Here is a 19,847-nt window from a genome sequence, read left to right on the forward strand (position 1 = left end):
TGATGTGCGCCGGCCGGTCCGCCGTTCGGGGACCGGCCGGTCGTCAGTTCGCCGGGAGCAGCCAATCGTCGGCCGACTTCTCCCAGGCGCGGGTGCCCGATTCGAGTACGACCGGCCACCCGCCGGGCGTGTACTCCTGCTCCGCGATCCGGTCGAACTGGTACGGGAAGGCGACCATCGGGTTCTCGATGGGCTCCATGTCGTGGAGCGCCGCGGAAACGGACTCGCGCGTGAACTCGCCGTCCATGTTCGAGAGCACCTCGACGAAGTTCATCGCCGCGAGATACCCGCCCTGGCTGAACGAGGTGAGTGCGATGTCGTTCTCCTCCATCAGCGACTTCCAGTCGGCGTTGATCTCGCTGTCCTCCGTGAACGGGTAGAACTCGGCGGGCACGTGCACGCCCTTGCCCGTCCAATCGAGCGCCGACGCGAAGTTCTCGCTGTACACGCTGGTCAGGAACAGGAAGGTGACGTCGTCCCAGCCCTGGGCCTGCGCGGCCTTCACCTGGCCGATCGCATCGGGCTCGATGCCGTTCACCGCGATCGCCGAGCAACCGGCATTCTTCGCCTTCACGATGTAGGGCGTGTAGTCCGAGCCGCCGTACGGCAGGCTGTCGTCGACGAGCAGGGGCTCCTTGCCGGTGATCTCGGTCCACTTCTCCACCCCGGCGAGATACGAGGGCTTCGTCGAACCCGCGATCTCGAGGAGCACGCAGATGTCGTCGAGACCGAGGTTCTCCGAGCCGTTGAGCAACGTGAGCGTCATGTCGTTGAACGGACCGAGATTCGCAGGCGCGATATTCGGGGAGTTGAAGCAGCCGGTGTCGACGCCGATGCCGGGCATGGACAGGACGCTCTCCTGCGCGTAGTAGTCCTGGTTCACCTCGCACTCGATGAGCGACGCGCCGCCGACGAGCGCCACGACCTCGTCACTGCCGACGAGTTCGCGTGCGGCGGCGGTCGCAGACGCCGGATCTCCCTTGTCGTCGACGGTGTTGTACTCGATCATGCGCCCGTCGATGCCGCCATCGGCGTTGACGCGATCGAAGACCGCCTGCGCCGCGGCGCTCGCCTCGGGGAAGGTCGCGGCGCCGCTGAGCGTGTTGACGGATCCGAGCTTGATCGGGGCGCCTTCGCCCCCGTCTCCTCCGCCTCCGGCGCAGCCGGAGAGCGCGAGAGCGGATGCCGCCGCGATGGCGGCGACACCGGTGATGCGTCTCTTCATGTCATGTCCTCTCGAATGGATCGTGATGCGGGAAGTGCGTGGGGGGGGGGGGGCTGGCGTCTGCTCTGCAGAGCGCTCAGACCGGCTGGACATCGGGATACGCGACGGACCCGATGGGGTAGATGTGGCCGCCGGCTCGGGAGTGCTCGGCGTCGCCGGTGCCCGTGAGCCCGAGGAAGACGCCCGTCGTGCGCAACTGGTATCCGAGATCGTGCAGCCACACGCTGGCGACCGCGATCCGGAACTCGCGGAAGCAGAAGAGGTAGAGGCCGTCGGAGAACTTCCACACGGTCGAGAGATCCATGTCTCCGTGCCCGCGCTGCACCCCTTCGACGCACTGCCATGCGTACCGCTCGCTGGAGATGTAGACGTGCTCGTACAGGTGGTGCGGGCTGTAGCGGTACAGGTTGCGCTTTCCGATCAGATCGCGTGAGGGCCCGGGTGCTTCGCCCGACGGCTCGCCGCCGTCCGTGACCGCCGCCCAGAAGGTCTGGCCCACGCGCGGCTCTCCGGCGTGATCCTCCGAACCGATGGTGGAGCGCACCACGAGCGCCCGATGCGTCGATTCGGAGAAGATCACCGTGAGTGATTCCCGCTCGAGTGATTCGAGGGGGAGGTTCACGAACACGGTGTCGGAGCGCACCCGCACCGCGTCGTACGGGTCGCGGTGCTCGTCGCCGGCGGGGAGCGAACCGTCGGCCCACCACGTCACCTGCTCGGTGCCGAAGGACAGGCGAAGCGAGGATCCGTCATCGAGTGTCAGGGCGAGCGCCGTGCCCGCGAGGCTGGCATTCGGAAGCCGGAAGGCGTCGATGCCGGCGGCGAACTCGTCGTAGCTGCGCCACTCGTTCGGATCTGCTGCGGTGATGTCGTGCGTGGTCATGGTGCCGTCACTCCTTCGTGCGCGGAGAGCGGCGAAGAGGCGGTGAGCAACGCCGAGGGCGGATGCCACCGGGCTTCGTCGCCCGTCAGGTGGCATTCACTGTACGCAGCGTCAGGGGCGTGCGGAGGCGGCTGCAGGCGGCTCGTCTGTCTCAGTCAACCGTCGTTCGCTGCGCGACAACAACGGTCACGAAACGGCCTCGAACCAGCCGGGAGTCCGGGCTAGGCGCGTCGCAGCTCGCTCGGCGAGGCGTTGAACGCCGCCTTGAACACGCGGCTGAAATGCGCGGCGTCGGTGAAGCCCCAGCGCGCGGCGATGGTCGAGACGGTCCGATCCTGCAGCACCGGATCCAGCAGATCGGCACGGCACCGCTCGAGTCGACGCTCGCGTATCCAGGTCGACACCGTGGTGTCGGCTTCGCGGAAGAGGGAATGGAGGTGTCGCGTCGAGATGTAGTGCGCGGCGGCGATGGTGCTGGGGGAGAGAGCGGTGTCGCCGAGATGCGACTCGATGTACGCCGTGATCTTCTGCAGGAGGAGCTGATGCGGATCGCGCTGCGCTGGGTCGGCGTCGAGAATGCTCGAGAACAGGGTTCCCATGAGATCGAGACTCGTGTGCGCGAGCTTGGCGCGCACGCGCCCGTCGAGGTTCGCGAGCTGCGCGGGGAACTGTGAGAGGAACGCTGTGACGACAGGCGCGAGACCGCTGTGCTCGCGTCCCAGCGACACCGCTGTGAGCTGCTCCGTGAACGGGATGGGGAGGTCGACGCGATCCTTCGGGAACATCATGATGAGGTTCCGGAACTCCTCGCCGAAGAGCAGCGAGTACGGGCGCGACGTGTCGTAGACGGAGAGGTCTCCGGGGCGCATGACGACCTCGCGCCCGTCCTGCACGAGAATGCTGCTCCCAGACAGCAGCAGGCTCACCTTGTAGTAACCGCTTCCGCCATCAGCGATGGTCTCCGGCGTGCGCTCGACGAGGTGCGGGCGTGCGACGACTTCCGTGAAGACCACGTCATCGGCGTCGGCCGACACCATCCGTGCGGAGAAGCGCCCGGCGTACTCCGTGGACACGCGCAGTGGCACGAAGGACGACGCGACCATCTGCCGGAACGCTCCGAGGTCGTCGGCACGGGTGCGCTGGGCGTTCGCAAGGGCTTCGCTCTGCGTCATTGCAGTGTTCATTCCAGGATCCCTTCGGCATCTCTGACGTTCGTGCTCGGGTTGGCGCACCCGCACCGGAGGGGTCACTGCGATGCGCACCGCTCACGGCGTGTCACTTCGAGAGGATACACCTTCAGGCTCGAACGCTCGCGAGCGATGCGTCCAAGGCGTCGAGGAGGATCGGGAGCTCCGCTTCACCGAACGCGAGCGGTGGGCGCACCTTCAGAACGCTCTGGTCCCGGCCGATCCGCGAGATCAGCACCTTGCGCGCCTTCATCTCCTCGACGACCCGCGCCGCCAGTTCGGGCGCCGGCGCTCCGTCGATCGCGAAGTCGAGACCGAGGAACATGCCCGTGCCCTTCGCGGCTCGCACGAAGTCGTAGCTGTCCGCCACACCGTCCAAGTGGGCGCGTGCGGTGCGACCGAGGGATCGGGCCCTCGCCATCATCCCGTGCTCCTCCATTTCGAGCAGCACGGCCTCGCCCACCGCGGCCGAGACCGGGTTGCCGGCGAAGGTGTTGAAGAACTCGTTGCGCGAGCCGAAGGCGTCGAGCACCGGCTCGCTCGTGACCACGGCCGACATGGGGTGGCCGTTGCCCATCGGCTTCCCCATCGTGACGAGATCGGGGGAGAGGGCCGCGAGCTCGTGGCCCCACATGTAGGATCCGGTGCGGCCGAATCCGCTCTGCACCTCGTCCGCGATGACGAGTCCGCCGGCGACGCGCACGCGCGATGCGATCTCGGGCAGGAGACCCTCGGGCACGCGGGGCATGCCCTCCGTCGAGAAGAGCGGATCGAAGAGGCACGCCGCGACTCCGAACCCCGCCTCCTGCAGCGATGCGATCGCTGCGTCCACTTCGCTCAGGGTCGCGGCGAGCACATCGGCCTCCGGCCGGGAATCCCGATCGAGGTCGGGAATGCGGATCGCGCGCACGTGGGCTCCGAGCGGCTCGCGAGTCTCCAGGCCCGTCGTCATCTCGGCGAGCGCGATGGTCGTGCCGTGGTAGCTGTAATCGGAGACGATGACTCCGGTTGCGCCGGTGAGCTGGCGCGAGATGCGCAGTGCGAGTTCGTTCGCCTCCGAACCCGAGTTGCCGAAGAAGACGCGGTCCAGGTCGTCGGCGAAGGTTGCGAGCAGACGCTCGGAGTAGTCGATCACGCGGTCGTTGAGGTACCGGGTGTGCACGTTGAGCGTCGCGGCTTGATCCGCGAGCGCGCGGACCACCCGCTCGTTCGCGTGGCCGACGTGCGGCACGTTGTTGTAGCCGTCGAGGTACCGGTCGCCCGAGGCCTCGGTGAACCAGACGCCCTTGGCGGCGACGAATTGGAGCGGTTCGCGGTAGAAGAGCGGGGAGTAGGGGCCGATGGTGCGATTGCGGCGGGCGAGCAGGTCTGCGGTGGAGGACATGGGTTCCTGTCTGTGTGTGAGCGGCGGAGGCGATGCGGGTGCGGCCGTCAATCGGCGATGAGGTCCTCGGCGAGCCGCACCACGTGCGGCAGCACGGTGCGCGCGTGCCATTCGGCAGTCGGTTCGCCGCGACGATCCGCCGACCAGCCGAGGTAGGTGAGTCCGCGAGCGAGGAGGATCGCCGGGAACACCTCGTGGTCGGCCTCGTCGAGTGGACGCACGGCCTCGTAGCCGGCGAACAGCGCGGAACGGTAGTCGGCGGCGCGCGGGTGCGGCGTGTAGAAGTAGAGCGCGGTGGCGAGGTCGAACAGGTGCCAGCCGGCCGCGAAGTCGTCGAAGTCGATGACCACCAGACCAGTCTCCGTCCGCAGCACGTTCTCGGGGGTGAGGTCGGCGTGGATCGGGCCGAATCGATGCGGAGGGGTGCCGTAGGCGGTGATCTGCTCGCGTACGCGTTCGATCGCGCGAGAGACGGTCGCGCGCTCGTCTCCCACCAGCTCGGTGAGCCCGAGAGGATCGCCCCAGGCCGGTTCGCTGCCGATCAGGCCCTCGAGGTCCCAGTCGTCGCGAGACACGGCCATCGCGTAGCCGGAGCGCTCGGTGGCGGCGTGGAGCTCCCCGATCAGGCGTCCCAGTGCGGTGAAATCGGAGGGCTCGAGATCTGCGGTGCCGGCGACCGCGGTGCGCTCGTCGCCGAACATGCCCCGGTTCGGGATCAGGCGCTGCACGTCGACCTGATGCGGCCCCACTGCGCTCTCGGCGCCGACCACGACGAAGCCGCTCCCGTCTGGCGCGGCGATGAACTCGGGCACCGCGACGCCTTCAGCGTGCAATGCGCGGACGAAGTCGAGTTCGCACCCGAGCTCCGCGTCGGAGTGGTAGCCCTGCCGGTGCACGCGCACCACGTACGGCCGATGATCGGAGTCGAATCGGTAGACGAAGTTCTCACGGTTCTTCAAGAGCTCCAGGTGCGTGGCGGCGTCGAAACCCCAGACGGTGATGGCTTCGCGGGCGAGGCCCTCGGCGATCTCGAGCGTCACGGTGGTCATCGGGGTCCTCTCGTCCGGGCGGGCCGGAATCGACGGACCACCGCAATCTGTACTCCGAGTATAGAAACTGAACGCTGCGTCCACAAGACTCGCCGGCGCCTTTGTAGACTGGTCTCCGTGAGCACAGCACCATCCGCCTCGAACGCCCCTGAGCAGTCGCCTGATCGCCGCAGCCTTCGCGAGCGGAGACAGGAGCGCACCCGCCACGAGCTCGTCGATGCGGTACTCGAGATCATCGCCGAGGGCGGCCTCCCCGACGCTACGATCGAGCGGGTGTCAGAGGTGTCGGGCATCTCCAGGGGAACCGTGTACGCGCATTATCCCGGCGGGAGGGACGCGCTGCTCCGCGATGCCTACGCCAGGCTGGGGCGCGAGCTCGTGGAGCGGACGCGCGCCGCCGCCGCCGCTGCGAACGACTGGCGGGAGAGCCTCTTGGCGCACGCGAGCGCCATGTTCGATCTCGCCGCCGATGCGCGGCTCGGGCACTTCTACAACGTGTCCGGACCGACGCTCGTCGTCGATGGGGCCGAGCGCGGCATCGGCTCGGGTGCGAGCGCGGCGATGATCGGCGACACCCTCCTCGCGGCGCAGCGCGGCGGAGCCGTCAGCGCGGAGGTCGACGCGCGGGCGACGGCGGTACTGCTCGTCGGCGCCCTCCGGGAATCGGCGATCGGCATCGCGTCGACACCGTCGGGGTCGACGACGTACTTCGCCGCGTTCACGCGCCTCATCGACGGCCTGGCCGCCGGCTGACCCTCGCCCCTCGCTCACCCCCGCAGTGAGCTGAGCAGTGCGTCGACCGCTTTGCGGGAGCGCGCTGTGCGCTTGGGCTCTCGGTCGAAATCGCCGATGAAGACATTGCCGAGTGCGGTGGAGATCACCCCCTGTGCGGCGACCTCGTGCTGCGCGGGGGTGGAACCGGGGTACGCGGCGGCGATGAAGGCGAGCAGTCGCTCCCGGGCGGACCCGTAGGCCTCGGCGAGCACCGCTGCGATGTCCTCCGATGATCGGGCGAGCTCGACGAAGGCGAGCACGATCGCGTTGTCGGAGCTCGAGCTCGCGAACTCCTCGCCGAAGAGGTAGTCGAGGGCGGGCTCGAGGGAGTCGACCCCTGGTGGGATGACGGCCGGCGCGACGTAGAAGGCGCGTGCGGCGTCGAGCAGCAGGCGATCCCGATTGCCGACGAAATGGCGTACGTGCCCGCGGGACATGCCGGCGGCGTCGGCGATGCGATCGAGCGTGGTGCCGCTGATTCCGTGGTGCGCCATCGTCGTGAGGGTCGCTTCGATGATCTGCTCGCGGCGGGCGTCGGCGACTGAGGGGCGTGCCATGCGGGGTTCCTCTCCGGGGGACGGGGCGAGTCGTATCCCCGAAGACTAACGAGTATTTCACGGAGGTAAAAATTGTCTAGTCAGACTTGACTATTTACTGGGCTCACTCGTACATTGTTCTCACCGGCACCCGCCGCAACTCGAATTCGCTCGTGCGAGAGCAGATTTCGACCCCGTCTCAAAGGAGTGACATGGCCGACTACTACCGCCTGGGCGCGGCGCCCGTGAGCGAACTCGCTCGAGAGCAGCGCGTGCGCACCCGCGACGGCGTGCACCTCGCCACAGACGTGTATCTGCCGTCCGCTGCCGACGGCACGAGAGACGACTCGCCGGGCGACACGATCCTCATCCGCCTGCCATACGACAAGAGCGGCGAGTACACCTTCATCCCGCTCGTCGCGGAGTACCTGCTGCAGCACGGCTACCGCGTCGTCGCCCAAGACGTTCGCGGCAAGTTCCGCTCCGAAGGGGTGGCCCAGCTCTTCGTCAACGAGGTGCGCGACGGCGAGGACACACTCGACTGGATCATCGCGCAGCCGTGGTCGAACGGTCGCGTCGCCATGTGGGGCGACAGCTATTACGGGTACACGCAGTGGGCCGCGGCCGCGAGCGGGCACCCCGCTCTGAAGGCGATCGCCCCGCGCGTCACGGGGACCGGCCTGGGCGAACCGGTGCACCGCGACCCCGGCGCCCGCGTGCGAGCCGTCGAGATGGGCATCACGAATCTGTACCCCCTCACGCACTTCCACGGCAACGACACCTTCCTCTGGGAGCCCGACTGGTCGCGTCGCGATTTCGAGGCGCAGGCGGAGGCCTTCCAGCAGTGGGCGGGCACCCGGTCGCGCTCCTACGACCAATGGGTGCCGCACCCGGTGACCCTGCCTCGATTCCCGAACGGCAGCGCGTTCGCGGGGCGCTCGGTGCCAGTGCTGCACACGATCGGGTGGTGGGACAACTGCGCTCCGCTCTCTTGGGAGGACGTCGCAGAGATGCAGCAGCACCCGGCGTGGGAAGCGCACCACTACCTCCGCATCGAGGCGATCGATCATGAGAGCTACCAGCTCGTCGAGGCCGAGGGCGACCGCGTGGCCGATCGCACCGAGCAGCAGATCCGAGCCATCCTGCCGCGCACGCTCGATCCCGCGTTGGAGTTCTTCGAGGTGTTCGTGCGGGGCTCCGGCACCGTCGCCGACATCCCGCGAGTCGTCTGGCAGCTGGCGGGAACGGATGAGGAGCGGATCGATCCCGTCTGGCCTCCTGCAGCATCGCGAACCGTCACACGCTACGCGACCGCCGAGGGCGGGCTCTCGCCCGAGCGCCCCGCCGCGAGCCGCGAGCGCACGTGGGTGCACGATCCGCAGGACCTCGTGCCCTCGACCGCTCCCGACGCCTTCTCATATCTGCTGCATCTGCCGGATGAGGCACCGCTCGGCGAGCGCGGAGACGTGATCGTCTTCACCGGCCCACAGCAGACGGAGGACATCGATCTCGCCGGGCAGGTGCGCACCCGCGTACGCGTGCGTTCGACGGGGCCGGTCATGGACTGCTTCGTGCGCCTGCTCGATGTCGCTCCAGACGGCACCGCGGTGCGCTTCGCGCGCGGTCAGCAGCAGCTGCTCGATGCGACCGAGGCCGAGACGCTCGACATCGATCTCGGTCAGATCGGCTATCGATTGCGGGCGGGCCACCGGCTTCGGGTGCACGTATCGAGCAGCGACTACCCCGAGTTCCTCCCGCAGCCGGGCACCGGCCGCGATCCGTGGACGGACGGTCTCGAGACCGAGCCGAACACGCAGACACTGATCATCGGGGGAGCCGACGCACTCGCGCTCGACCTCCCCGTACTGCAAGGAGCATTCGCATGAGCACCTCACCTCCCGCTTCACGCATCACACCGGCGGAAGAGCTGGCGGCGCTGCCGGCTCCCCGGCTCGAATTCGTCTTCGAGATCCGGGCGACGATCGGACCCGATCTTCACATCGGGCGCGGCGCCGACGAGCAGCTGAGCTTCACACCGGTGACCGGAGGCAGCGTGCACGGGCCAGAGTTCACCGGAGAGGTGCTGCCGGGCGGCGGGGACTGGGCCGTGGGGCGATCCGCCACCGCCCAGCTCGAGGCGCGCTACCTGATCCGCGCCGACGACGGCTCGGTCATCGACGTGCTGAACCGCGGGTACTTCAGAGCGACTCCCGACCTGATCGCGCGCATGGAGGCCGGGGAAGACCTGCCGGAGACGACGGCCGGGCTCTACTTCCGCACCGCCCCGGTGTTTCAGACGGACGCTCCCGCACACCGCTGGCTCGCGGAACACCAGTTCATCGGGCTCGCTCGCGACGACGCCGGGCAGGTCTGTATCCGCGTGTTCGTCGTTCGCTAGACCGCACCGCTCTCCTCAGCACACCCGCGGCCGGATCACCGACGATCAGGGCCGCGCCATCGAAAGGACCCACCATGTTTCGTTCCCGTGTGATCTCAGGCGCCGCGATCGGCGCCGTGGCGCTGCTCGCGCTGACCGCGTGCGCTCCGCGCGACGGCTCGTCCGGCGACACCCGCGCCAGCGTCGCGACAGCGGATCTCGTCGCGTCCACCCCGGCGGCCACGTCGCCGGTCGACGAAGTGACCTGGTCGATCGTCGAGGGCGAGCCGGCCACCCTGGATCCGGCCTCCTCAGCGAATCTCATCATTCCGAACCTGTGCGACAACCTGCTCGCACTGCAGCCGGACTTCTCGGTCGAGCCCGGAGTCGCGACGCGAGCCGAGTGGACCGATCCGACCACCTTCGTCATCGAACTGCGCGACGATGTGACGTTCTGGGACGGCACGCCGCTCACCGCGGCAGACGTCGTCTACAGCCTCGAGCGCAATCGCTCGCCCGAGTCGCAGTGGTTCGCGGCCTTCGCGCTCGTCAGCGGCATCGAGGCGACGGGGGATCGCGAGGTCACGGTCACCTTCAACGCGCCCGACTCCACATTCCGCGACGCGCTCGCCGGTGGCGGAGGAGCAGTGATGAGCGCCGCGTTCGGCGCTGAAGCCGGAGCCGATCTCGGCACGTCCGGCGGCGGACTGATGTGCACCGGCCCCTACGAGCTCGCAGACGGGGGGTGGACGCCCGGCGGCGAGATCGTCACGACGGCCAACCCCGACTACTGGAACGGTGCGCCGCTCGTCTCGACGCTCACCTACGTGTTCGTCTCCGACGCATCGACGCTCGCCACCGCGCTCACGCAGGGCGAGATCGACGGCGCCCTGAACGTGTCGCCGAGCTCCCGTGCCGCCTTCGAGGGCGACGGGGCTGGCAGTCTGATCGTCGGGCCGTCGACGGCGTCCTACAGCTTCGGGCCCGCAACGTCGGAGGGGCCCGCGGCCAATCCAGCGATCCGACGCGCGCTGAGCCTGTCGATCGACCGGGAGCAGTACATCGACACCGTGCTGAACGGGTTCGGCGAACCGCAGCGCACGATCGTGCCGCCGTTCACGTTCCACGAGCTCGCGACCGCAGACGTGTATCAGGCCGGGTACGACGCGCTCCCCGCTCCGGATGTCGACCTCGACGCGGCGAAGAAGCTCGTCGACGAGAGCGGCGAAGACCTGAGTGCGCCGCTGGTGCTGGCCGTGCCGGCAGGCGCGACGGAGTTCAAGAACACGGCGCAGATCGTGCAGAGCGCCGCGAAGCAGATCGGCGTCGACATCGAGATCAACGAGATGCAGGCCTCCGACTTCGGGGCGATGTTCTACGACCCGGCCGCTCGTGAGGGAATCGACTTCGTCGCGACCCAGGGCTACCTCGAGACCCCCGGAGTGCTCGGCTACCCGTCGCTGTTCATGCTGCCGGAGGAACTCGGCGGCGTGTTCAACTGGAGCGGCTACGCCAACGAAGAGGTCACCGCGCACATGCAGGCGGCGCGCACGGCGGCTGACGAGCAGACCGCGGCCGAGGAGTTCGTCGCGGCGCAGGAGATCTTCGCGCCCGACATGCTCCAGATCACCCTCTCGGGCGCCTACCAGTTGAGCTACGTGAACGACGATCTCACCGGCATCACCACTTCGGTCGCGGTGTACAGCAGCCCCTGGGCGCTGCACCTCGGCGGGCAGTAGTCGGCGGAGCTGCGCGGAAGGACCGACGTGAACTCTCTCCTCATACGCACCCTCGTTGGCCGGCTCGGCGGATTGCTGCTGACGCTCTTCCTGGCGAGCGTCGTGATCTACGCCGCGCTGCTCCTGACGCCAGGCGACCCCATCGCCGCGCTCGCCGGCGGCGCGAAGCCCACGCCGGAGCTCATCGTGCAGATCCGCGCCGAGTACCACCTCGACGATCCGATCTGGTCGCGCTACCTGCAATGGCTCGGAGGGGTCTTCTCGGGCGACTTCGGGCGATCCTTCGTCTACAAGACCGACGTGATGAACCTGGTGGCTCCTCGGTTCGGAGTGACGCTGCAACTCGTGCTGCTCACCGTCGTCATCATTCTCATCGCGGGCGTTGGCTCGGGCATTCTCGCCGCGACCAGGGGCCCGCGGATCGACCGGGCGGTCGGGCTGCTCACCGCACTGGGCATGGCGCTTCCGACGTTCGTGGTCGCGATCCTGCTCATCTGGATCTTCGCGAAGACGCTGGGCTGGTTCCCGGTGTACGGCGAAGGATCGGGGGGCCTCGATCGTCTCTGGCACCTGACCCTGCCCGCCTGCTCCCTCGCGGTGCTGTTCATCGCGTACATCAGCCGAGTCACGCGCAGCTCGCTGGTGGCCCAGATCCACTCGGAGCACGTCGAGACCGCGCGCGTGCGGGGCATCCCACGCGGCCGCATCTTCCGCGTCCACGTGTTCCGCAACGCGGCACCGCAGATCCTCGCGATCTCGGGCACGACCGTCGCCGGTCTGTTCGCGGCCTCGGCGATCGCGGAGCAGGCCTTCGGGCTCGGGGGCGTCGGCTCCCTGCTCACCGAGGCCGCTGCTCGCAAAGATCTTCCCGTCGTGCAGCTGGTCTCATTGCTGCTCGTGACGATCTTCGTCGTGCTCAACGCCGTCGCCGACATCGTGAGCGCACTCATCGACCCCGACAGCATCAATGCCGGGAGGGCAGCATGAGCGTCGCACAACTCGCGGGGGGCAGATCCCCGCAAGCCATCACCCGGGTCGCGCGCAAGGACTGGCTCTTCAGGAGCGCGCTCGTCGTCTTCGGCGTGGTCGCGCTCGCAGCGCTGGCCGGTCCGTGGATCGCACCGTACGATCCCGCCGAACTCTACACCGGCGACGTCAACGGCATCGGTTCGCTCGCCCACCCGTTCGGCACCGACGACGTGGGTCGTGACATCCTCTCTCGGGTGCTGGCGGGAGCCCGCACGAGCGTCATCGCGCCCATCGCGGTGGTCGCGCTCTCGACCGTGCTCGGCTCGGCGCTCGCCATCATCGCCGCGTGGTTCGGAGGAGCGGTGCGGGGCGTCATCGCACGCATCGTCGACGTGATCTTCGCGATCCCCGGCCTGGTGCTCGCCGTGCTCGCCGTGGCGATGTTCGGCAAAGGAGTCCTGGCGCCCGTCATCGCGCTGTCCATCGCGTACATTCCCGTGGTGGCTCGGCTGACCCAGACCGCGGCGTCCCGAGAACTCGGCAAGCCCTACATCGCCGCCTTGCGAGTACAGGGCGTCTCCGCCGCGGCCATCTGCTTCCGGCACCTCGTTCCCGCGCTGATCCCGGTGATCGCCGCGCAGGTGGCGGTCGGTTTCGGCTACGCGATGCTCGACCTCGCGGCGATCTCATTCCTCGGGCTCGGCGAGCAGCCTCCGGCCGCCGATTGGGGCTCCATGATCGCCGGCGGGCAAGCCGGCATCCTCGCGGGAGCCCCGGAGCAGGCGCTCTACCCGGCGGTCTTCGTCGTCGTCACCGTACTCTCCGTCAGCGTCATCGGCGCACGAATCACCACCTGGGCAGAGGAGAAGGAACGATGACTGCTCCCGTACTCGAACTCGACGCGCTCTCCATCGCGACCGCCGACCGCACGCTCGTGCACGACTGCACGCTGACCATCAGCGCAGGCGAGGCCGTCGGACTCGTCGGCGAATCCGGATCGGGGAAGACGCTCTCGGTGCGGGCCGTCGCAGGCCTGCTTCCCGGGCATTTCACCACTGGCGGAACGATCCGCCTCCTGGGCCACGACATCTCTGCGACGCCGCCGGCCGTGCTCCGAGACCTGCGGGCGAGGCGCGTCGGCATGATCTTCCAGACGCCGCGCGCCCACCTCAACCCGCTGCGCACCATCGGCGACTTCCTCACCGAAGCCCAGATCACCGTGGACGGCGTGCCCCCCGAAGCGGCGACACGCCGCGCAAGGGAGCTGCTCGACGAAGTCGGCATCACCGACGCCGGACGGCGGCTCAAGCAGTACCCCGCAGAGCTGTCGGGCGGGCTGCTGCAACGCGTCATGATCGCGGCGACGCTCGCGATGGATCCGGAGATCCTGCTCGCCGACGAGATCACGACGGCCCTCGACGTCACCACGCAGGAGGAAGTCATGGCCCTGATCGGCGACCTGCGCCGCGAACGGCAGCTGTCACTCCTGTTCATCACGCACGATCTCGCCCTCGCGGGAGCCGTGTGCGATCGAGTCGCGGTGATGCAGCGGGGCCGAACGGTCGAGACGCTCGATGCCGCGACCATGCGTCGCGACGCGCGAGAGGACTACACCCGCGTGCTCATGTCGGCCTCGCTCGGCGACACGCCGTCGCCTCCGTCCGTGAACGAGACCACCGATCCCGACGGGCTGCGGGCGGACGAGTCGGCGGTGCGCGAGGAACGCGCGGCTCCGATCCTGTCGGTGACGGGACTGCGGAAGACGTTTCGCGTGCGCAGTGCGACGGGGGGAGCTCGAGAGGAATTCGTCGCCGTCGACGATGTCGCCTTCGAACTCGCCCCGGGAGGCTGCCTCGGAATCGTCGGCGAATCAGGGTCGGGCAAATCGACGACCGCGCGCATCATCTGCGGCCTGGAGCATGCTGACGCCGGCGCGGTAACGGTCGGCGGAGCCGACTGGAGTCGGCCGGCCCGCGGCGGCGCTGAACGTCGATCTCGAGCGAAGACGGTGCAGATGGTCTTCCAGGATCCCTACCAATCGCTCGATCGCAGGCAGACCGTTCGCCAGTGCCTCGCCGAGGCGATCCGCGTGCACCGGAAGCGCGCGCCGCAATCGGAGATCGCTGCGCGCATCGGCGAGCTGGTCGACCAGGCGAGGCTCGAACCCGCGCTCCTCGACGTCAGGCCCCGGTCCCTCTCCGGAGGGCAGCGGCAACGCGTCGCCATCGCACGCGCGCTCGCCGCAGACCCCGAGATTCTCGTGCTCGATGAAGCGGTATCCGCACTCGACGTCACGACGCAGGTCGAGATACTGACGCTGCTCGACACGATCCGTCGAGAGACCGGCGTCGCGCTGCTCATGATCACGCACGATCTCACCGTGATCCGCAGGCTCTGCGACAGTGTCGTGGTGATGCGCTCGGGGCGCGTCGAGGAAGCGGGGCCGACCGGTGAGCTTCTGGACGCGCCGCGCGCCGAGTACACTCGGCTGCTGCTCGACTCCATCCCTCGCGAAGGATGGACGCCGCGGCGTCGTAGGCTCGGACGCACGTCAGCACTCCCGACCATCACCGGACCCATCGCCGCACCGGCATCGACCGGCGCGCGCTTCGAATCGAAAGGCCGTTCATGACCTCCGCACTCCTCAGCCCCGACTTCGAGTACTGCTTCGAATTGCGCGTCGCCGTCGACGACGCCGTTCCGATCGGCGGCTCCGCCCCAGGGGAGGGCCTGCACTTCGCGCCGATCTCGGGCGGCAGCTTCGCCGGGCCCCGGCTGCGCGGCGCGATCCTTCCGGGCGGCGGCGACTGGTGGACCGGGCACGGGCTCACGGTGCGCCTCGATGCCCGGTACATCATCGAAGCTGAGCTCGACGGCGGCGCTACCGCGGCCGTCGACGTCGTGAACCGCGGCATCTGGCGCACGGACGAGGCCGGTTTGGCGCGACTCGAATCGGGCGAGGACCTCGACGAGCGCGACCTCTACTACCGCACCGCGTTCGTGTTCCACACCGAGCACCCCGAACTCGAATGGCTGACGTCATCGCAGTTCATCGGATACGCGCGGCCAGAACCCGGGCACGTGGTGATCCGCGTGTTCCGACTCATCTGAGCCGCCATGAACCCCCGCAGGCCGCACCCCGCGGCGTGCCGATCAGAGACGAGATGATATGACCGACTTCGCCGACCTCTGCCTGGTATCGGGCCGCATCTTCGATGGCCGAGTGCGAACCGATCGCACCGCACTCGCGGTGCGGGGCGACCGCATCGTCGCCGTCGGCGACGATGCCAGCGTTCTCGCCCTGCGCGGGCCAGGCACCCGCATCGTGGATGCGCGAGGCGGCCTGATCACTCCGGGGTTCGTCGATGCGCACGTGCACGCCGCATTCGCAGGTGTCGAGCGGCTGAGCTGCGACTTGTCGAGCGCGCGGAATGCGGACGAGACCTTCGCGCTCATACGCGCGGCCGTCGAGGGGGCCGACGCAGCCGGAGCCGATCCCGATTCCTGGATCACCGGGGGCGGCTGGAGCCACGAGATCTTCCCGCACCCGACGCGGCACCTCCTCGACGAGATCGTCGCGGACCGTCCGGTCGCGCTCTCAGATGCCGGCCATCACACGCTCTGGGCGAACTCACGAGCGCTGGCACTCGCCGGGGTCACGCGCAACACCCCGCAACCCGCAAACGGGCGCATCGCGGTCGACGGCGATGGCGAGCCGACGGGGTACCTGAACGAGACGGCCGCCGAACTCGTCGGCCGCGTGATCCCCCCGGCCACGGACGACGAAATCGCCGCCGGGCTCCTCGACGCGCAGCAGTACCTGTGGTCCCTCGGCATCACTGGCTGGCACGAGGCCATCCTCGGGGAGTACAACGGCAAGGCCGATTGCACCGCAGCCTACCGGCGCGTGATTCACGACGGAACCCTGCCCAGCCGTGTCTCCGGCGCCCTCTGGATCGCGCCCGGACTCGAGGAGGCGGATGTGCCCGCCCTCGTCGAGCGCTTCGTGCGCCTGCGCGCCGAGAACGCTGCGGCCGGATTCGCCACGTCGACCGCCAAAGCGATGATCGACGGGGTGCCCCACGGGGGCACCGCGGCACTGCTCGAACCGTACTGCTCCCACGGCGATGGCACGGGCGACGCCGGTGCGGGCGAGCTGCACTTCAGCGAAGCCGCGGTGCATGCGTTCGTGGAGCAGCTCGATGCCGCGGGGTTCGCCCTGCATCTCCACATCATGGGGGACCGAGGCATCCGGGTCGCCCTCGACGCGGTGGAAGCGGCGCGCGCCGCGAACGGGAGCGGGCCGAGGCATCACGTCGCGCACCTGTCGATGATCCACCCCGACGACGCGAGCCGATTCGGCCCGCTCGGGCTGACCGCGAACATGCAAGCGCTCTGGGCCGCACCCGACCCGTACGTGGTGCCGATGATCGGCGAGGAGCGCATGCGCCGCGGGTACCCGTTCCGCTCCCTCGCCGACGGGGGAGCGGATCTGGCGATGGGTTCCGACTGGCCGGTATCGCCCCCGGACCCCTGGCTCGCAATGCACGTCGCGGTCAACCGGTCGCTCCCGGCCCCACCCGATGCCCATGCTGCGACTGGCGGGAGCCCGGACGTGCTCGACGCGGCTCAGGCCCTGACCCTTGCGGAGAGCCTCGCGGCGTACACGAGCGGTTCCGCGTCCCTGGTGCTCGACGCTCCCGGACGCATCCGCGTGGGCGAGCGCGCCGACATCGCCGTGGCGACGTGCGATCCGTTCACCGGGCCGATGGAGGCCGTGATCGCGACCCGCACCGCCCTCACGGTGGTAGCCGGCGAGGTCGTCTTCGCGCTCGCGCCGTAGTCGACGCACGGGGGCCGCGGTCGGCCCCCGTGCGTCCGGCGTCCGACCTATTCGGTCTCAGCCGGAACGTCGATGCCGTTCACGCGCTGAATCTCCCGCTGATACTCGGCGACAACGCTGCGCGAGACGCGGCAGTCGAGCAGGATCGTTCCATAGGCGCCCGCTTCGGTCCACGTGCGCAGAGCGTCGAGGTCCGCCAGCGTGCGCACCCGAACCCCTGTCGCGCCGAGCGCGGAGGCGACACCCGCGAAGTCCACGTCGGGGATCAGCATCGGTTCCTGATCGAGGCCTAGCTCGCCGTAGAGATGCACCTCCGCTCCGTACGCGCCGTCGTTCCACACCACGATGATGCAGCTGGACGAGGTGCGGATCGCGGTTTCGAGATCGGCGAGGGCCATGAGCCCGCCGCCGTCGCCGGTGCTGAGCACGGTCGTCGTGCCGGGGACCGCCGCAGCGACGCCCGCGACCGTCGAGAAGCCGAGGCCGATGGTCTGATAGGCGGTGCCGACCATGATCATGCGCTCCGGAGCGGCGACCGGCCAGTACATGTTCGCCCAGCCGAGGAAGTGACCTCCGTCGGTGGTCACGTGACGCTCCGCCGGCAGCAGTGCGCCGATGCGCGCGGCGACGGCGCGAGGATCGAGCCTGCCGTCTGCGCACACACCGTCGACGACACCGGTGCTGCGCTCGCGCAGTGCGCCTCCCGGTTCGAGCCCCGCGACCGTCGTGCGCCAGCCGCCCGCCGAGCTCCCCGAAACGTCGCGCACCGCCGCGATTCCCGCGAGCAACCGGTCCAGGATGTCGCGGGCATCGCCCTGCAGCAGCTGGTGCGAGATGGGACGATTCGTCCTCGGAGGGGCGACCTGCTCGGCATCGACGCGAATCACGGTGGTGCCGGCGCCGAACAGATCGCCGAACCGCATGGTGAACTGGTTCAGGCTCGCTCCGACGACGAGCGCGACGTCGGCCGTCTCGACGACGCTCATGGCCCGCTGCTGGCCGAAACCGCCGGTGACGCCGAGGTCGAACGCCGTTTCGGGGAAGATGCCTCGGCCGAGCGCCGTCGTGGAGGTCAGTGCCCCGAGCGCCGACGCGATGCTCCCGAGCTCGGCTGAGGCTCCCGACACGTGCGCGCCGTGGCCCGCGATGACGAGGGGGCGCTCGGCTTCGAGGAGGGCGACCACCGCGAGTTCGATCTGATGGTCTGCGGGACGGGAGACGGGAGCCGGGGCGGGCGAGGGAGTGGTGGGCGCCGAGGCCAGGGAGCCGGTGCTCTGCGCAGACGGCTCCGCTCCGGACACGGAGGCGGATAGGGCGGCGAGCACCGCGGGATCGGCGAGGTCGATGCCCTGCGCTTCCGCTCCAGGCGCGGATGCTGCACTGGAATCGACCGCGCCGGCGACCTCCACACCGACGAGATCGTAGGGGATGGCGAGCACGACCGGGCGCCGAACGCGCAGCGCGTAGGTCACTGCGCGTTCCACCGTCCGCGCGATGTTGGTCACCGAGAGCGTGTGCGTGCGGATGCCGAGGGCCGCCGCCAGCATCTCCTGATCCACATCCCACGGGCGCGGCCCGGCGCTCGGTGCATCTCCGACAACGACGAGCATCGGCGTGCGAGCCTGAGCCGCCTCGGCGAGCGCGGTGAGCGCATTCGTGAAACCGGCGCCGTACGTGGTGGTGGCGATGGCCAGCTCCCCGCTGACGCGCGTGTACGCGTCAGCGGCGGCGACCGTGCCGGCTTCGTGGCGCACGGCGACGTACTTGAGGCCGAGTTCGCCGAGCTGTTCGATGAGGTGGGCGTTGCCGTTGCCCATCAAGCCGAACATCAGGCGGGAGTGGGGGGCGAGTGCGGTCGCGAGTGCGCGCACCAGGGTGGTGTGAGACATGACAGGTCCTTCGGGAGGGTACTCGAAATACAGGGAACCGTGTGTGTCTCGCCGGGCGGCATCGCTCCGGCAGCAGCGCCCCTTTTTCGAGCGCCTTCCCCGGCAGGGCCGGCGGAAACCCGACCGAGCTGGACCTCTTCATCTTAGTGAGCGCACCCGCTCACCGGTAGCTCTGCGCGATCCGCTCTGCCGCTTCCTGCAGGGCGTCGACGACCTCGCCGATCGTCTCGGGGACCTTGAAATGCACGACGGCGATCGCTGCGGGGGGCTCGCCGGCGATGCGCAGCGGCACGGCGATGCCGGTGACGTCGTCGATGACCTCTGCGCGGCTGAGCGCGTAGCCCTTGCGTCGCGCCTCGCTGCCGGCCCGGCTCATCTCGGGGTCGCCGAGGTACGCTTTCCGCTCAGCGCGGGTGAGCGACGATTCGATGGCGTGGCCGGGGGCGCCGCGATGCAGCGGGTGCCGCACACCCGGGTTTCGGGCGATGGTGGCGGCGACGTTCGACGGTTCGGCGGTCACGAGGGTCACCACCTCATCCGCGTCGAGCACCGTGACGAACGTGGTCATGCCGAGCTCGTAGGCGAGCTCGGTGATCACCGGCATGGCGGCGGTGTGCAGCGCCGGGGCCACGCCGCGGGCGAGCACGGTGAGTTTCGGGCCGAGGCGGATCAGGCCGGCCTCGTCGCGCGCCACGAAGCGGTGCTGCTCGAGGGTGCGCAGGATCCGGTAGGCATTCGAGCGGTGCACCTCGAGACCTGCGGCGAGGTCGGCGATCGACATCGGGGATTCCGCCTCGGCGAGCAGTTCGAGCGCGCGCAGGCCGCGCGACAGTGTCTGGGAGCCGGCGGTCGTTCCGGCTTCGCTCGCGGAGGTCATGACTCCTATTCTGTCGGATTCTCCGGCGGTCACGTATTGCGCATGAGCGGAGACGCACATATTCTATGTGTGCAGTATTCAGACTGAGTGTTCACTTAGTGAACATGCACCGCGG

The 19,847-nt window shown here is 69.0% G+C and carries 17 protein-coding genes; 9 read left to right on the top strand and 8 right to left on the bottom strand.

All coding sequences use genetic code 11. The features are described 5' to 3' along the window. Positions 1-43: 43 nt before the first annotated feature. The 5 genes from JE033_RS11475 to JE033_RS11495 form a co-directional block, all read right to left on the bottom strand. Positions 44-1,225: an ABC transporter substrate-binding protein gene (locus JE033_RS11475; protein WP_200331704.1), complete on the bottom strand. Its 1,182-nt coding sequence runs from the start codon at positions 1,223-1,225 to the stop codon at positions 44-46. A gap of 76 nt (positions 1,226-1,301) precedes the next feature. Beyond that, entirely contained in the window at positions 1,302-2,108 is an 807-nt protein-coding gene (locus JE033_RS11480; protein ID WP_200331707.1) for a MoaF C-terminal domain-containing protein, read from the bottom strand. A 221-nt stretch (positions 2,109-2,329) separates the two neighbouring features. Continuing rightward, positions 2,330-3,292 carry a helix-turn-helix domain-containing protein gene (locus JE033_RS11485; RefSeq protein ID WP_200331709.1) on the bottom strand — a complete coding sequence of 321 codons (963 nt, stop codon included), beginning with the start codon at positions 3,290-3,292 and terminating at the stop codon, positions 2,330-2,332. Between the two features lie 112 nt (positions 3,293-3,404). Next, positions 3,405-4,679 (bottom strand): aspartate aminotransferase family protein, encoded by a 1,275-nt coding sequence (locus JE033_RS11490; protein WP_200331711.1) that lies wholly within the window; start codon positions 4,677-4,679, stop codon positions 3,405-3,407. 47 nt (positions 4,680-4,726) lie between these two features. Next, positions 4,727-5,728: a phosphotransferase enzyme family protein gene (locus tag JE033_RS11495; protein WP_200331713.1), complete on the bottom strand. Its 1,002-nt coding sequence runs from the start codon at positions 5,726-5,728 to the stop codon at positions 4,727-4,729. A gap of 117 nt (positions 5,729-5,845) precedes the next feature. On the opposite strand from JE033_RS11495, the gene JE033_RS11500 reads away from it, so the two are divergent. Next, on the top strand, positions 5,846-6,481 hold the full coding sequence (locus tag JE033_RS11500) for a TetR/AcrR family transcriptional regulator (RefSeq protein ID WP_090150117.1): 636 nt from the start codon (positions 5,846-5,848) through the stop codon (positions 6,479-6,481). 14 nt (positions 6,482-6,495) lie between these two features. On the opposite strand, the gene JE033_RS11505 is transcribed toward JE033_RS11500, so the two are convergent. Beyond that, positions 6,496-7,059: a TetR/AcrR family transcriptional regulator gene (locus tag JE033_RS11505; protein WP_200331715.1), complete on the bottom strand. Its 564-nt coding sequence runs from the start codon at positions 7,057-7,059 to the stop codon at positions 6,496-6,498. A 191-nt stretch (positions 7,060-7,250) separates the two neighbouring features. Here JE033_RS11505 and JE033_RS11510 point away from each other — a divergent pair, with 191 nt between their 5' ends. The 8 genes from JE033_RS11510 (at position 7,251) to JE033_RS11545 (ending at position 16,966) form a co-directional block, all read left to right on the top strand. Then, positions 7,251-8,924, top strand: a complete 1,674-nt coding sequence (locus JE033_RS11510) for a CocE/NonD family hydrolase (RefSeq protein WP_200331717.1) — start codon at positions 7,251-7,253, stop codon at positions 8,922-8,924. Beyond that, a complete protein-coding gene (locus tag JE033_RS11515) occupies positions 8,921-9,436 on the top strand; it encodes a DUF3237 domain-containing protein (protein WP_200331719.1) in 516 nt (171 codons plus the stop codon). Before JE033_RS11510 ends, JE033_RS11515 begins: the two co-directional genes overlap by 4 nt. Before the next feature lie 74 nt (positions 9,437-9,510). Next, positions 9,511-11,154 carry an ABC transporter substrate-binding protein gene (locus tag JE033_RS11520; protein WP_200331721.1) on the top strand — a complete coding sequence of 548 codons (1,644 nt, stop codon included), beginning with the start codon at positions 9,511-9,513 and terminating at the stop codon, positions 11,152-11,154. A 27-nt stretch (positions 11,155-11,181) separates the two neighbouring features. Continuing rightward, the gene (locus JE033_RS11525; RefSeq protein ID WP_200331723.1) at positions 11,182-12,141 is read left to right on the top strand and encodes an ABC transporter permease; all 960 of its coding nucleotides are present in this window, start codon (positions 11,182-11,184) and stop codon (positions 12,139-12,141) included. Continuing rightward, a complete protein-coding gene (locus JE033_RS11530) occupies positions 12,138-13,001 on the top strand; it encodes an ABC transporter permease (RefSeq protein WP_090150098.1) in 864 nt (287 codons plus the stop codon). The genes JE033_RS11525 and JE033_RS11530 overlap by 4 nt, the downstream gene beginning before the upstream one ends. Beyond that, on the top strand, positions 12,998-14,755 hold the full coding sequence (locus JE033_RS11535; RefSeq protein ID WP_200331724.1) for an ABC transporter ATP-binding protein: 1,758 nt from the start codon (positions 12,998-13,000) through the stop codon (positions 14,753-14,755). The genes JE033_RS11530 and JE033_RS11535 overlap by 4 nt, the downstream gene beginning before the upstream one ends. Beyond that, positions 14,752-15,234 (top strand): DUF3237 domain-containing protein, encoded by a 483-nt coding sequence (locus tag JE033_RS11540; protein ID WP_090150093.1) that lies wholly within the window; start codon positions 14,752-14,754, stop codon positions 15,232-15,234. The genes JE033_RS11535 and JE033_RS11540 overlap by 4 nt, the downstream gene beginning before the upstream one ends. 58 nt (positions 15,235-15,292) lie before the next feature. Then, positions 15,293-16,966 carry an amidohydrolase gene (locus JE033_RS11545; RefSeq protein WP_200331725.1) on the top strand — a complete coding sequence of 558 codons (1,674 nt, stop codon included), beginning with the start codon at positions 15,293-15,295 and terminating at the stop codon, positions 16,964-16,966. Between the two features lie 47 nt (positions 16,967-17,013). Here the strand turns inward: JE033_RS11545 and JE033_RS11550 are convergent, their stop codons facing one another. Beyond that, positions 17,014-18,855 (bottom strand): thiamine pyrophosphate-binding protein, encoded by a 1,842-nt coding sequence (locus JE033_RS11550; RefSeq protein WP_200331726.1) that lies wholly within the window; start codon positions 18,853-18,855, stop codon positions 17,014-17,016. Between the two features lie 160 nt (positions 18,856-19,015). Further along, complete coding sequence (locus JE033_RS11555) at positions 19,016-19,732, bottom strand: IclR family transcriptional regulator (protein WP_090150084.1); 717 nt, start codon at positions 19,730-19,732, stop codon at positions 19,016-19,018. Positions 19,733-19,847 lie beyond the last annotated feature (115 nt).

It is taken from the genome of Leucobacter sp. L43, assembly GCF_016597785.1.
GTDB lineage: Bacteria > Actinomycetota > Actinomycetes > Actinomycetales > Microbacteriaceae > Leucobacter > Leucobacter alluvii.

Coding starts and splice junctions, on each gene's coding strand:
- JE033_RS11475 (WP_200331704.1), bottom strand. CDS start 1,225: ATGAAGAGACGCATCACCGGTGTCGCCGCCATCGCGGCGGCATCCGCT.
- JE033_RS11480 (WP_200331707.1), bottom strand. CDS start 2,108: ATGACCACGCACGACATCACCGCAGCAGATCCGAACGAGTGGCGCAGC.
- JE033_RS11485 (WP_200331709.1), bottom strand. CDS start 3,292: ATGAACACTGCAATGACGCAGAGCGAAGCCCTTGCGAACGCCCAGCGC.
- JE033_RS11490 (WP_200331711.1), bottom strand. CDS start 4,679: ATGTCCTCCACCGCAGACCTGCTCGCCCGCCGCAATCGCACCATCGGC.
- JE033_RS11495 (WP_200331713.1), bottom strand. CDS start 5,728: ATGACCACCGTGACGCTCGAGATCGCCGAGGGCCTCGCCCGCGAAGCC.
- JE033_RS11505 (WP_200331715.1), bottom strand. CDS start 7,059: ATGGCACGCCCCTCAGTCGCCGACGCCCGCCGCGAGCAGATCATCGAA.
- JE033_RS11510 (WP_200331717.1), top strand. CDS start 7,251: ATGGCCGACTACTACCGCCTGGGCGCGGCGCCCGTGAGCGAACTCGCT.
- JE033_RS11515 (WP_200331719.1), top strand. CDS start 8,921: ATGAGCACCTCACCTCCCGCTTCACGCATCACACCGGCGGAAGAGCTG.
- JE033_RS11520 (WP_200331721.1), top strand. CDS start 9,511: ATGTTTCGTTCCCGTGTGATCTCAGGCGCCGCGATCGGCGCCGTGGCG.
- JE033_RS11530 (WP_090150098.1), top strand. CDS start 12,138: ATGAGCGTCGCACAACTCGCGGGGGGCAGATCCCCGCAAGCCATCACC.
- JE033_RS11535 (WP_200331724.1), top strand. CDS start 12,998: ATGACTGCTCCCGTACTCGAACTCGACGCGCTCTCCATCGCGACCGCC.
- JE033_RS11540 (WP_090150093.1), top strand. CDS start 14,752: ATGACCTCCGCACTCCTCAGCCCCGACTTCGAGTACTGCTTCGAATTG.
- JE033_RS11545 (WP_200331725.1), top strand. CDS start 15,293: ATGACCGACTTCGCCGACCTCTGCCTGGTATCGGGCCGCATCTTCGAT.
- JE033_RS11550 (WP_200331726.1), bottom strand. CDS start 18,855: ATGTCTCACACCACCCTGGTGCGCGCACTCGCGACCGCACTCGCCCCC.
- JE033_RS11555 (WP_090150084.1), bottom strand. CDS start 19,732: ATGACCTCCGCGAGCGAAGCCGGAACGACCGCCGGCTCCCAGACACTG.